This window comes from Microcystis protocystis FBCC-A270 (genome assembly GCF_050500235.1).
In the GTDB taxonomy this organism is placed as follows: Bacteria; Cyanobacteriota; Cyanobacteriia; order Cyanobacteriales; family Microcystaceae; genus Microcystis; species Microcystis ichthyoblabe_A.
Genome location: NZ_CP191407.1, coordinates 2,931,573 through 2,944,185, shown reverse-complemented (window position 1 = coordinate 2,944,185; position 12,613 = coordinate 2,931,573). Strand labels below are relative to the sequence as shown.

Below are 12,613 nucleotides of genomic sequence, written 5' to 3'. Positions count from 1 at the left end.
GCTTACACGCAGCCGCTGACGCATCTGTAATAATTTAAGAGTCACTCCCCTTGTAGGAGTATCTCTCCTGATATTTAGCCTATACTCAACGGATTTAGTATGTTGCGTTATTTCAGCCTCTATTTTCAAGTCAGTAGTCGGGGGGGAAATCTGGAGTCAGAGCCTCGTCGATGCGATAAAATACTCTGGCTCTGTATTTGTTGGTTTATGAGTTAACTAGGATTTCAGCGATCGCCTGGGAGATGGGAAAATAAGGAGGATAAAGTTCTAGCCAGAAAAACTCGCCAACGGGATTAATTTCTAAAAAGATATAACGTTCATCTGGTGTGACAATCATATCAATTGCACCATAATTGAGACCGAAATATTTCACTAATTCTAGTAGTTGTTTTTCAATAGTTTTCGGTAAATCGTAGGGTTGCCATTGTTGATGGAGCGCTCTTCCCTCTTTTCGCCAATCGTAGATAGCACCGTCTAATTGTTGGGAATTAATCGCCGCCGTAAATATTTGTTCACCGACGATAGTGATGCGTAATTCCAAAGCTTTAGGAATGTTTTCCTGAAAAGTCATTGGACAAAATTGCAAACCTTCCAAATTATCTAGGTCTTCCTTAGTAACAGGACTGGTAAAAACAACCATTTCCTCTTGCTTGTCTCCATAAATAGCAAATTGAGAAAGCATTTTAGTCACAATTCCCGTTGCTTCAAACTCCTGAGCAAATTGCTTGACAGCTTCAGGATTATTAGAAGTTAAAGTCCCCGGAATTAATAAACCTAATTGTCGCGCTACTTGTAACTGCAATTGTTTATGATTGGCATGATCTACCTTAGCAATTGGATCAAGATGAAAGCCAGATAAACTAGCAATCATTCCTCGAATACTTAACCGACATTCCTTAAGAGAAGCTTCGCGAAATTGACTATCCATCCCATCGGGTAATTTTAGTCCGTATCTCATGCGTCGATACCAGACAGCAGAAACTTCTTTTAGCTCTAATTTTTGGTCTCCATCGGTAATAATTCCGCCTTTTTGACCGCCTGAGTAAAGATCAACTTTCACCTCTGTAGGGAAGCGATCGGTATCAAAACGGAAGGCTTTTTTCCCCATCGTTTCTATGGCTTTGATTACCAGAGGAATACTTTCATTATCGTGGCTAAAAGTAACAATTAAAACGGTCATAGATTTCCTTGATGATTTGGGATTGAGAATCCTGATTAGATTTTGGATTGAGAATCTTGATAATCCTAAAATCCTCAAAATCCTGATTAGGTTTTGGTTTGATTTTTAGCATACTAAAAAATCAGCGATCGCATTAGAAATAGGTAAATCTAAATCCCGTTCTAACATTCCCCACTCACCACAGGGATTAACTTCTAAAAAAACGTATTCTCCCCCAGGAGTTAAGATAAAATCAAACGCCCCAAAATTCAACCCTAAATTAGCCATAAAAATCTGAAGTTGCTGCAATAGTGAATCGGGTAAAGTATGATGTTGCCAAGCACCAGGATCAATACCCGGTCTTCGCCAATCTACGGCAGAATTATTATACTGAGAAGAATCTAAAGCACCCACAAATGTCTGTCCATTAACCACGACAACTCTCAATTCTAATTGTTTGGGAATTTCCGCTTGAAAAACCATAGGACAATAACGTAAAGATTCCGCTTCCTCAAGGTCTTCTGCTTTCACCCTACTGGTATAAAGAAAAAATTCCGGCGATTCCATACTGCGGGCGATCGCAGTTAACAATTTACTCACCATTCTTCCCTGAACCTGGGAAAAAAACTTCCGGGCAGCATCAGGATTATTGGTAACTAAAGTGGGGGGAATAATCAAGCCAACTTCTGAGGCCAAACGAAGTTGTAATAACTTATTTTTAGCCCTCTCAATTTGCGCTAAATTATCTAACCAACGCGCTGACCTTAAACTATCCCAAAAACCAGCCAAAGTCGTCTGGGATTCTCGCACACAAACCTCCCGAAACTGAGGATCTAAATCCCCTGTTAGTTCAGGCTGCCAAATACGTCTTGTCCAAACAGATTGCACCTGTTGACTATCAATAGATTGATGGTTATAGGTTAATTGATAAAAACTTTTTTTCCCATTAAATTGGGCTGCTAATTGAACCTCTAAGGGAAATTTATCGGTATCTAAGCGAAAAGGTGTGGCTCCTTTTTTTTCTATCGCCTCAGCCACGCGGTCAATCGTGAAAAAATCGCCGCTATGGGTCAACAATAAAACAACTTTAGGCGATTCTTTCATGTCAATTGCAAGTCCTTACATTTTAACCCATCTTAAGGCTTTTGGGTCGGTCTTTATTGATCCTAATCTCAAGAAAATGCTGCAAAAAGTCTTGCTTTTGCTTGACTTATTGCAGTATTGGTTTTTTCTTGAGTAATTACTAAATTTAGTTGACAGCACTTCTCAGGATCTCAACGTATAGTTTTTTGGCTGCGAGCCTTGCTTAGTGGAGCTTTTAGCTTTTTGTCTGTACGGTGTAATCAAGAAAAGTGCTGTAATTACTCAAGTGATCTGAGTTTAATACTCTTCCCAGTCAGAAGGGTATTTGAGTGTTTCACGTCCTTCCTCAGGAGACTTGATGGAAGATTCCTCTTTGCTTACGGACAAGAAACGAGCAAAGAAAGGAAGTGCTTTACCTTGTTGATCGTTAGGATATGCCATTGTTATTCCTCTGGTAATTTCGAGTGAATAGGTTTGATAACTCAGACAAAACTAACCACCTGCAATAACCCCTGAAAGCTTTGCTGTGCATGGCTTTCAGAATTGGGATTGTGCAAATAATTTGCCTTTGTTTGGGTGATGGAAAACATCATAAGCACTAATCCGGCCAATGTCAAGCATCTAAGAAAAATTTAAGAAAAATTTCCGCTAAATCATACTAAATCCTTTGCTCCCTGCTCTCCTAAGCCCAATCGTGTTAGACTAACGTAGTTTTTGCCGAGAGAGTAGGTGACTTTAAAAGTGGAGAGACAATTGATAGTTCACGACACAAAAACAACTTTAGGCGATTCTTTCATGTCAGTGGGAAATTCCTGTATTTAAATTTCTTTTTGTCTCTTTTAAGTGGCGACTAATTCCGGTTTAGTGGTCAGAATCGAATATTCGCAAGACCGGGGATTGTCCATCCGCTCTTGAGCATTGAGGATTTCTAACCCCACCACGTTCCCCCACTGGTCATAGTCGAGAATCACCCCCGGACTCTGCTCGTCGCTTTCTGCAATTGGCACATTACTTAAGGTGATTTTGAGAGCATCAACGACCGGATCATAGGTCACTTTCATGGCGTTCTCCAATATTTGCTGAACTACCTACACTTTTCTTGCGGGTAAGTGTAGGTTTTCTACCCAACAGATAGCGGAATCGTGGATTTCTTGCGTCCTCTTCTACCCTATCCGATTTCCAGTTGGCTGTCGTTATTATCGATCTGACTGTCTAACAGTATTTGCGTAGGTTTCCATTCCCCATCCATTGTTTGACAAGTGCATACCAACCATACGGATTGGTCTCCATCCCCGAACTCAAGGTGACAATCTTGGCAGGTTTCTTGGAAGTTTTGATCCCCGAACTGCAATTCCCCATCTATATTACCGATATGGTCACTAAGCCTCAGTTCGGTGGGCATCCATTCTCCATCGCGAGCTTGGCACTCAGCACTCAGGATTGTGCTGTTAGGGTCGTAGTTAATACTGCTGCAAGTGTGCGAAAAATTGGGCATGACAACTCTGTGTGTTAAAAAACAATATGATTCAGCATAGTGCCTTAACAGCCGACATTCCGCACATCTTCATATACTTTTATATATTTTTACATTCCCCAAGATGTTTTAACGAAAAACCTTGATTGTAGAAACTACTATTGAGAACATTTTCAATAATTGATTTTTTCTGAGAAAAAAATTTACAATTCTTCACCTTGATCAAAATCCATCATTGTAGCTATAATCCTTACTGGACAAGGATTGTAAGCAATATATTGGTAAAAATTATTAATTCAATGTTAAGAAGTGCGGAAAGTGGGATTTAATACTCCACACTTAAAACTCAAATCTGATAACTGATAACTGATAACTGATAACTGATAACTGATATCTGTACAACTACTTAGTACAAACGCTTACGGGGGCGATAATTAGCCACGGATTCCACTAAACCCAAGGCGATAAAATTGGTTAATAAAGATGAACGTCCATAACTTAACCAAGGTAGAGGAATCCCTGTAATCGGGGCTAATCCCACGGTCATGCTAATATTAAGAATTGCCTGAAAAGCGATCATCGAGAGAACACCGATCGCTATTAAAGAACCAAAGTTTTCTTTAGCAGTATTAGCAATGACTAACAAACGCCAACAAACTAACCAGAAAGCTATTAAAACTAGAATACTGCCAACAAAACCGAGTTCTTCCCCGACTACCGAGAAGATAAAATCGGTGTGTTGTTCGGGAATAAAATTTAATTGGGTTTGGGTGCCTTGGTGTAATCCCCGTCCCAATAATTCTCCTGATCCGATGGCAATGCGGGATTGAATTAATTGATAACCTCCCCCCAAAGGATTCTTTTCTGGGTGAAGAAATAGGGTTAAACGATCTTTTTGATATTCTTTTAATAAACCCCAAAAAACCTCGCCTAATTTACCCACTGCCAGATTAGTTGCCACCACGATGAAAGTAGATAAAAAACGGTAGGGAAGGGTAAACCAAGCAAGCACAGCGATGATAATTGCTAAAACAATCCAAGCAGGAAAAAGTAAATTAAACAGAAAAACCGATGCGATGGGAGATAACAGGATAATCATCCAAGGCAGTTTCGCATTAGCCCAGTAAATCATGCCTAGGGTAATTGCCCCAAAGACTAATCCTGTCCCCAGGTCCGGCTGCGCCATAATTAACACCCAGGGGATGGCAGTGACGGCAAAGACACGAGCGATCGCAAAAAGATTATCGGCGGGACGATGATGTAGGAGGGCTGCTAGGGTGATAATTAAACCTACCTTGGCAAATTCCGACGGTTGCACGTTAAAACTGCCGATATTAATCCAACTTTGCGCCCCATTCGCCGTCACCCCTAGGATAATTACCGCGATTAGGGAGAGATTGGTGAGAAGATAGGTTAACCAGTGCCATTTGAGCAGACTTTCGTAACGACAACGGGCCAGAAATAAAGCGATCGCCACTCCCACGCATCCGAATAACCAGTGTTGCCACCAATCGAGAGCAGTGGTATGTCTTTCGGCACTACGAATCATTAAACCACCGAAAACGGTTAAACCCGTCACCAAAACGAACAAAAGCCGATCCATTTGGGCTATATCCCGGAAAATGAAGCTAAACTGCTCACTAAAACCCCTTAGTTTCCTACTAACAAGGGACTGTCTTCTCACCATTTCTCTCCCCAAATTTACTAACTAACTAGGGTTTGCTCAATAAATCTAAAAACATTGTTCGATAATACTTTTAGACCTTTTTGAAATCCAAAAGTACCGGCCCTTGGAGTGATCGGGGGGAAAATCCCTGGACTTTTTCCCTGAAAATGGGTAAAACCCTACACCCTACACCCCACACCCTGCCCCTAGGGAAAACTTTTTGCCGCAAACCCTAACTATAGGCTGCTAGGGATACTTTCGCCGCCACCTGACGAGCGATCGCTATCAGGGCTTTAGCTGAGGCCGATTCTGGTTGCCCTAAAACTACTGGTACACCAGTATCACCGCCCTCCCGTAGGGCTATCTCCAGAGGTACACATCCCAGTAAAGGAATGCCCAATTCTTGCGAGGTTTTTTCCCCACCACCGGACCCAAATAGATCATAGGAGCGATCGGGCTGATCGGGAGGGATAAAATAACTCATATTTTCCACGATACCCAAAACCCGCGCCCCTAGCTGTTGGAACATTTTTAAACCCCGACGCGCATCAATTAAAGAAACCGTCTGGGGAGTGGTGACAATCACCGCACCGGCTAGGGGGACCGATTGAATTAAAGTTAATTGTGCATCCCCGGTACCGGGAGGCATATCGACGATTAAATAGTCTAAATCGCCCCAGTTGACTTGATAGAGAAACTGACGGATAATGCCGTTTAACATCGGACCGCGCCAGATTACCGGTTGATCGGGGTTGATCAAAAAGCCCATGGAAACCATTTTGATGCCATGGTTAAAAGCGGGTTCCAATATCTCGCCATTTGCGCCCTGTACGGTCACTTGTGCGTCATTTAAGCCCAACATTGTCGGGGCGTTGGGGCCGTAGATGTCCGCGTCTAATAGCCCCACTTTTGCCCCTAAATGAGCCAAGGCGACGGCGATATTGACAGCCACGGTACTTTTTCCCACACCGCCCTTACCACTGGAAACGGCGATAATATTTTTAACCCCCTCCACGCCTTGGCGATCGGGTAAAGCTTTTTGTTGCGGGGTTTCGGCAGTTACCTCCACGGCGACACTTTCCACCCCGGGCAGCTGTTTAACAGCTTTTTGGCAGTCTTCCACGATAAATTCGCGTAAAGGACAGGCAGGAGTGGTCAAAACTAGGGTAAAGCTAACTTTTCCGCCATCGATCGCCACATTGCGGATCATGTTCAATTCCACTAGGCTTTTTTGCAGTTCTGGATCTTGAACGGGACGTAATACTTCTAAAATCGATGCGGTATCAAGGGGCATGGTTTCAGTGTCTCTAGTCAAGTATTGTTCTTATGGTTATTTATCTTAACCTTGTGGGGGTTGGGTGTTGGATGGTGTTGGGGTTTTAGTTGAAATTCCCCCATTCCCCTATCCCCCTATATCTCTATATCTCTAGATTACGGTAATAGGATCGCCGACTTTAATTGTACCTGTCTTTTCGGGGATGACATTTTCTCCGAACATAATGCCCCCGGGGAAACGGCGAAAAGTGCTTAAGGTTTTTAAAGGTTCTTGCTGGGGATTTCTTCTACCTGTTTCTTGATCGGTGGTGGTGATAATACAGCGACTACAGGGTTTAACTAGGGCATAATTTATCTCTCCAATTGTGATCTTTTGCCAACTACTTTCGCTAAAAGCTCGATCGCTACTAATAACAATATTAGGCCGAAAACGATTCATCGGCACCGGTGCAACTAAACGCCGATTTAAGTCCTCTAAAGAAGCAGTATTAGTCAATAAAATTGGATAACCATCGGCAAAACTGACGGGAGTATGATCGTTCCCTGCATAGCGAGGATTCGCGGGACGTGGATAATCGGGAGATTGTCGCACTAAACGACAGGGAATGTCGAGAATTTTCTGGAACCATTCGGCGATTTCATCTCCTTGATCCATGGCTATGGTTTGGGATTCCCAGATTTGAACTGCTCTTTTTTCTCCTGTGAAATTAGGCTGAAAAGTCAGGGAATCTTGAGATGTTTTCAGAGAAAAGTTATCCTCTGTTATGGTGACAGAAACGGTGGCTAATTGCGGATATTCCCTTTGGGTGATAAATTTACCCTTACCATCCACTAACATCATTTCTCGATCCCAGAGTAAACCTTTAGGAGTCACTTCAGCTTGGGATAATTGAATACCTCGACAGGATTTAATCGGGTAGATATAGAGATCAGTAACCTGCATTTTCTTTCAGTAGTTCTACATATTTTTTAGCCACATCTTCCCACGTCCAGAAATTAATTTTATTGGGGATATCTTCGGGTAACAATCGGGGAATTGGATTGAGGATAAATTGTTCTAAACAATTGGCTAAACTGTCCGCATCTTCCCTAGGATAGAATTGCACTCTTTCGGGACAATTATATAATTCTACCTGTTCTTGAAACACTTCTAAATCGGAAGCAATAACGGGAATACCTTGTAAAATTGCTTCCGCTATTGCTAATCCAAAACCTTCGTATTTTGAGGGAAATACCACACAGGAACAGATTTGATAATAAAACTGTAAGGTTTCATAGTCTTGATAACCTAATCCCTTGATGTGACTCTCGAAAATTTCTTTATTTTCCCGATAAAGTCGGGTACATTCTTTGAGATAATCTTGGTATTCTTGAGTTTGGGACTGTTGAGACAATTGCAGATTTCCATTAACTAGATTATCGGTTTCTTTACCAATAAAAACTATTTGAAATTTTAAACCTTTTTTTGCTAGTGTAATGGATGCTTTAAGCAAAGTTGTATGATCTTTGTAGATACCAAAAGAGGAGGGAAAATAAAAAGTAACTAGCTCACTTTTGACTAAATCGCTCTTGGGATTAGACTGCTCGACAAATCCTGCTAAAAGTACAGCTTTTAATTTACTAGCATAGGTAACATTAGGAAAAATTTTTAAAACATCTTCTTTAGTTTTTTGGGAAATTGTGAACAGTAGATCAGCCCGATCTAACCATTCTTTTAACGCTTCATTGTAGGGTTCTTGATAAGATTCTGAGTAAGTTAAGGGAGCAAATTGCCAAAAAACATCATAAATAATGCCACTTAAAGTAACCTTGACATTAGGAGGAGAAATCCGATTAGTCATTCCATACAAACAGTGATCAGCTTGGTAACGCTTGATAATCTGATTAATTCTTGCTTCGATGCGTAAAAGTCCAATTCTACGAGAGAAAATATGATGAATAGAAGTTAGTCTTAGGGTTTTATAAAAATTCGCTAGAAGACCATAAACATAGATTAATTTTGTTTCAAAACTATGGGGATAAAAATCAAAATTTTCGTAGATAAGTTTATCGGAATCGGGCATTAAAGATCTAAAATATTCAATTTCCTTACGAGGGAGGACGATAATAATCTGTTCGACGTATTCTAATAAGCTAGGTATCAAAGAGATAATGACTCTTTCTACTCCTCCTTTGCTATAAAATAGGATCGGGATGACAATTTTCATAGATTTCCTTGCAGATAGATGGCAATAAAAAGATTGATTCTTGACTCGAACCTAATTATATTATAGGCTCGAATTGTTCTAATGAGTCGAGAAATCGAGTTAAATTCAAAAAAATAAGACCCTATCAACCATTGAAAAGTAGTCTCCGAGCCAGTAGTCAGCATTCAGAGAAGAAAAAACGAATAGATTGTTTACTTAGACTAGAAAAATGACCTTTTTGCCTATATGTCCTTAAATTAGGGATTTTAGGATTAAGTGCGCCCTTAATATCTCACTTATGCGGGATATATATGAGCATTTCCTCTAAAACCCTGGCTACCCTTAGGATTAAGTCTTCGCGATCGGGTGCGGCGATGATTTGTAAACCTAAAGGTAGCTGGGATGGACGTTTAATCGGCAAAGAAAGGGCAGGTAAACCGATAAAAGAAAAAGGTTGGGTGAATCTGCCTAAATTGGGTCTAATTAATAGCTCTTGCCCGTCAATAATCATTTTTTCTACTCCTAACGGCGGCGCAATACAGGGAATCGTCGGGGTGAGAATAATATCGACTTCGGCGAAAATCTCTCGCAGACGATCGCGATACCAACGGCGAAAACGTTGAGCCTGTAAATACCAGCTAGAGGGAATTAATGCCCCTGCCAAGAAGCGATCCCGGGTTGCGGGGTCAAAATCCTCTAATCTGGTCTGTAAACGCGGTAAATGCCAATTTGCGCCCTCGGAAGCGGTAATTATATAGGCGGCTGCCCTGGCGCGGGCGGTTTCGGGAATGGTGATTTTTTTGGTAACTCCTAAACGTTCGGCGATCGCTGTCACCGCCTCGAATACTTCCGGTTCGGCTCCCTGCTGAAAATAATCGTCGGCAAGGGCTATTTTTACGCCCTCTAAGCCATTTAAAGGAGCTTTAAGGTTATTTTTGGCAAAAAGACTCCAAATAGCCGCCATATCCGCCACATTGCCGCTAAAAAATCCCGGATGGTCTAAACTACTAACGAACAAAAATAGGCCCTGACGGGATACGCGCCCAAAGGTGGGTTTTAGCCCCACCACGCCACAGCAAGCGGCGGGAACCCTCACGGAACCATTAGTATCGGAACCGAGGGCGAGAGGCACTAAATTAGCGGCAACGGCAGCAGCGGAACCGCCGGAGGATCCCCCCGAGACGCGACTAGGATCGCGGGGGTTGGGAGTGGCTCGATAATGGGCATTTTCGGTGACAAAACCGTAGGCGTACTCATCCATATTGGTCGCCCCCACCAAAACTGCCCGGCTGCTTCTAGGGTTTGAATAGCGATCGCATCTTGTCCGGCGGCAGGGTGATCTCGATTGATTTTGGAACCAGCAAGGGTGACAATACCCTTGATATCAAAGAGATTTTTGACGGCGAAGGGGACTCCTGCTAAGACACCGACGGGTTCCCCATTGGCGATCGCTAGATCGATTTTTTGGGCTTGAGCGAGCGCTCTAGGCTGTAAAATGTCGGTAAAGCAATTTAAATGGGGATTTTTTGCCTCTATCTCCGCGAGAGTCTGGCTAATAACTTCTAAGGCTCTAGTTTGACGATTTTGGATCGATCGAGCTAAATTGATCGCAGAAATAGTCATGGTTCAAAGCTGAGGGCGCTTTCCCCGTCATCCTCTAAGGGAAATTCTGTCACTAAACTGGCGATTTCTTGCAAGCGTTGCCAGTTTTCAACCACAGAATTTAAATAGCGATCGGGAATGGTTAAATCTAGGATTTTCGCCATGATTATAACGTATTCTTCCGGATTATTCATAGATTTCGTTCTGGTTGGGGTTAAGGAGATCAATCGACACCTAGTTAAGCTGTGAAAATTGCTAGGATATAAGAAAAAATCTCCTGTAAATACAATAGCTATCCCTAGGGAGGAAGTATAACTTGAATTTGTTCTTGACCACCGACTCCCCAGCATCATAACCTGAGATATGATCCTAGAACTGTATATTGAGATATTTTCCCCTCCTTCACCTCCAGATTAAATGAAACTTATATATGACCAAAAACAAGAGGTAATAAGCCTCCCCTTTCAAGAGAATGAAAATTAAAAGCTACTGAAGACTACTGGTAGTCACTGATAACTGATAACTGATAACTGAAATGACCATCTTACAAGACGAAAAACTCCTCTTTACTCCCGCAATACCCCACAGTGATGCCCTTAGAACTATTTTTGCCTTTCCTAATCAGTATTCTGTGGGTATAACCAGTTTAGGTTATCAAATTGTTTGGGCAACTTTAGCCCTGCGATCGGATATACAAGTTAGTCGTTTATTTACGGATTTTCAAGAATCTTTACCCCGTTATCCCGAATTAGTCGGCTTTTCCTTTTCCTGGGAATTAGACTATGTTAATATCCTCTCGCTGTTAGAATCTTTAGAAATTCCTTGTCACAGTCATCAACGGCAAGATCAGCAGGCGATAATTTTTGGGGGTGGACCAGTTTTAACCGCTAATCCCGAACCTTTTGCCGCTTATTTTGATGTAATTTTATTGGGAGATGGTGAAAATTTAATTGCTGATTTTATTAATGCCTATCAAGAGGTTAGAAACGCCGATCGACCGACAAAACTCCGTCATTTAGCCCAGGTTCCGGGGGTTTATGTTCCTAGTTTATATACCGTTAATTATGACAGTCCAGAAGGTGAAATTACGGCAATTCTACCCATAGATAATAATGTTCCTACCTTTGTTAGTAAACAAACCTATCGCAGTAATACCCTTTCAGCTTCTACGGTGGTAACAAAACAAGCGGCATGGGAGAATATTTATATGGTAGAGGTGGTGCGAAGTTGTCCAGAAATGTGCCGTTTTTGTTTAGCTAGTTATCTAACTTTACCCTTTCGTACCGCTAGTTTAGAATCTTTAATTCCCGCCATTGAAAAAGGTTTAAAAGTGACCGATCGCTTGGGTTTATTAGGTGCTTCCGTCAGCCAACATCCTGAATTTGAAACCTTACTTGATTATCTTTTTCAACCAAAATTTGAGGGAGTTAGACTCTCGATCGCTTCAGTTAGAACTAATACTGTCACGGAAAAATTAGCCAGAATTTTATCCCTAAGAGACAGCAAATCAATTACTATTGCCGTAGAAAGTGGGTCTGATCGCTTGCGGGAAATTATCAACAAAAAGTTAGCCAATGATGAAATTATCCAAGCTGCCATTAATGCTAAAGCGGGCGGTTTAAAAGGGATAAAACTCTATGGTATGGTGGGAATACCGGGAGAAGAAATCGAAGATATTGCGGCGACTGTGGAAATGTTAATAGCCTTAAAAAAAGCCGCCTCTGGACTGCGAATTTCTTTCGGTTGCAGCACCTTTGTGCCTAAATCCCATACTCCTTTTCAGTGGTTTGGAGTTAATAAAATGGCCGAAAAAAGATTAAAATATCTAGAAAAACAATTGGGTAAACAGGGCATAGAATTTCGACCAGAGAGTTATAATTGGTCAGTGATTCAAGCCCTATTATCTAGAGGCGATCGCCGCTTAACTTCCCTGTTAGAATTAACTCGTGGCTACGGTGATTCTTTAGGCAGTTATAAACGCGCTTTTAAGGAACTAAAAGGACAAATTCCCCCGCTAGATTATTATGTTCATCAACAATGGCGTTTAGAACAGGTTTTACCCTGGAGTCATTTACACGGTACTTTATCCTCAAATGTTTTAATAAAACATTTAGAAGATTCCCAAACAAAAAGGTAAAATATTGCTAATAAGCTAAGACACATTTAAA

The 12,613-nt window shown here is 41.6% G+C and carries 11 protein-coding genes and 1 pseudogene; 1 reads left to right on the top strand and 11 read right to left on the bottom strand.

Annotated features, from left to right (window positions below):
- Positions 1-205 precede the first annotated feature (205 nt).
- The 11 genes and pseudogenes from ACQY1X_RS14240 to ACQY1X_RS14190 form a co-directional block, all read right to left on the bottom strand.
- Positions 206-1,180 (bottom strand): MvdD family ATP-grasp ribosomal peptide maturase, encoded by a 975-nt coding sequence (locus ACQY1X_RS14240; protein WP_430012987.1) that lies wholly within the window; start codon positions 1,178-1,180, stop codon positions 206-208.
- A gap of 105 nt (positions 1,181-1,285) precedes the next feature.
- The gene (locus ACQY1X_RS14235) at positions 1,286-2,263 is read right to left on the bottom strand and encodes an MvdC family ATP-grasp ribosomal peptide maturase (protein WP_430012986.1); all 978 of its coding nucleotides are present in this window, start codon (positions 2,261-2,263) and stop codon (positions 1,286-1,288) included.
- A 276-nt stretch (positions 2,264-2,539) separates the two neighbouring features.
- Complete coding sequence (locus ACQY1X_RS14230) at positions 2,540-2,683, bottom strand: microviridin/marinostatin family tricyclic proteinase inhibitor (protein WP_430012985.1); 144 nt, start codon at positions 2,681-2,683, stop codon at positions 2,540-2,542.
- A 398-nt stretch (positions 2,684-3,081) separates the two neighbouring features.
- Positions 3,082-3,303: a DUF2283 domain-containing protein gene (locus tag ACQY1X_RS14225; protein WP_430012984.1), complete on the bottom strand. Its 222-nt coding sequence runs from the start codon at positions 3,301-3,303 to the stop codon at positions 3,082-3,084.
- Between the two features lie 107 nt (positions 3,304-3,410).
- Positions 3,411-3,737 (bottom strand): CVNH domain-containing protein, encoded by a 327-nt coding sequence (locus ACQY1X_RS14220; protein WP_002775566.1) that lies wholly within the window; start codon positions 3,735-3,737, stop codon positions 3,411-3,413.
- A gap of 385 nt (positions 3,738-4,122) precedes the next feature.
- Positions 4,123-5,403: a rod shape-determining protein RodA gene (rodA, locus tag ACQY1X_RS14215; RefSeq protein ID WP_430014799.1), complete on the bottom strand. Its 1,281-nt coding sequence runs from the start codon at positions 5,401-5,403 to the stop codon at positions 4,123-4,125.
- 211 nt (positions 5,404-5,614) lie between these two features.
- The gene (locus ACQY1X_RS14210; RefSeq protein ID WP_430014677.1) at positions 5,615-6,676 is read right to left on the bottom strand and encodes an Mrp/NBP35 family ATP-binding protein; all 1,062 of its coding nucleotides are present in this window, start codon (positions 6,674-6,676) and stop codon (positions 5,615-5,617) included.
- A 132-nt stretch (positions 6,677-6,808) separates the two neighbouring features.
- Entirely contained in the window at positions 6,809-7,600 is a 792-nt protein-coding gene (locus tag ACQY1X_RS14205; protein WP_430014798.1) for an MOSC domain-containing protein, read from the bottom strand.
- Positions 7,587-8,864, bottom strand: a complete 1,278-nt coding sequence (locus tag ACQY1X_RS14200) for a glycosyltransferase (protein WP_430014797.1) — start codon at positions 8,862-8,864, stop codon at positions 7,587-7,589. The genes ACQY1X_RS14205 and ACQY1X_RS14200 overlap by 14 nt, the downstream gene beginning before the upstream one ends.
- Before the next feature lie 271 nt (positions 8,865-9,135).
- Positions 9,136-10,466: pseudogene (locus ACQY1X_RS14195) on the bottom strand (AtzE family amidohydrolase).
- A complete protein-coding gene (locus ACQY1X_RS14190) occupies positions 10,463-10,639 on the bottom strand; it encodes a DUF4089 domain-containing protein (protein WP_002740449.1) in 177 nt (58 codons plus the stop codon). Before ACQY1X_RS14190 ends, ACQY1X_RS14195 begins: the two are co-directional and overlap by 4 nt.
- A gap of 341 nt (positions 10,640-10,980) precedes the next feature.
- On the opposite strand from ACQY1X_RS14190, the gene ACQY1X_RS14185 reads away from it, so the two are divergent.
- A complete protein-coding gene (locus ACQY1X_RS14185) occupies positions 10,981-12,582 on the top strand; it encodes a B12-binding domain-containing radical SAM protein (RefSeq protein ID WP_430014796.1) in 1,602 nt (533 codons plus the stop codon).
- Positions 12,583-12,613 lie beyond the last annotated feature (31 nt).

What these genes read in the sequence shown, in the direction of transcription:
- ACQY1X_RS14240 (WP_430012987.1), bottom strand. Translation starts at nt 1,180, where the DNA reads ATGACCGTTTTAATTGTTACTTTTAGCCACGATAATGAAAGTATTCCT.
- ACQY1X_RS14235 (WP_430012986.1), bottom strand. Translation starts at nt 2,263, where the DNA reads ATGAAAGAATCGCCTAAAGTTGTTTTATTGTTGACCCATAGCGGCGAT.
- ACQY1X_RS14230 (WP_430012985.1), bottom strand. Translation starts at nt 2,683, where the DNA reads ATGGCATATCCTAACGATCAACAAGGTAAAGCACTTCCTTTCTTTGCT.
- ACQY1X_RS14225 (WP_430012984.1), bottom strand. Translation starts at nt 3,303, where the DNA reads ATGAAAGTGACCTATGATCCGGTCGTTGATGCTCTCAAAATCACCTTA.
- ACQY1X_RS14220 (WP_002775566.1), bottom strand. Translation starts at nt 3,737, where the DNA reads ATGCCCAATTTTTCGCACACTTGCAGCAGTATTAACTACGACCCTAAC.
- rodA (WP_430014799.1), bottom strand. Translation starts at nt 5,403, where the DNA reads ATGGTGAGAAGACAGTCCCTTGTTAGTAGGAAACTAAGGGGTTTTAGT.
- ACQY1X_RS14210 (WP_430014677.1), bottom strand. Translation starts at nt 6,676, where the DNA reads ATGCCCCTTGATACCGCATCGATTTTAGAAGTATTACGTCCCGTTCAA.
- ACQY1X_RS14205 (WP_430014798.1), bottom strand. Translation starts at nt 7,600, where the DNA reads ATGCAGGTTACTGATCTCTATATCTACCCGATTAAATCCTGTCGAGGT.
- ACQY1X_RS14200 (WP_430014797.1), bottom strand. Translation starts at nt 8,864, where the DNA reads ATGAAAATTGTCATCCCGATCCTATTTTATAGCAAAGGAGGAGTAGAA.
- ACQY1X_RS14190 (WP_002740449.1), bottom strand. Translation starts at nt 10,639, where the DNA reads ATGAATAATCCGGAAGAATACGTTATAATCATGGCGAAAATCCTAGAT.
- ACQY1X_RS14185 (WP_430014796.1), top strand. Translation starts at nt 10,981, where the DNA reads ATGACCATCTTACAAGACGAAAAACTCCTCTTTACTCCCGCAATACCC.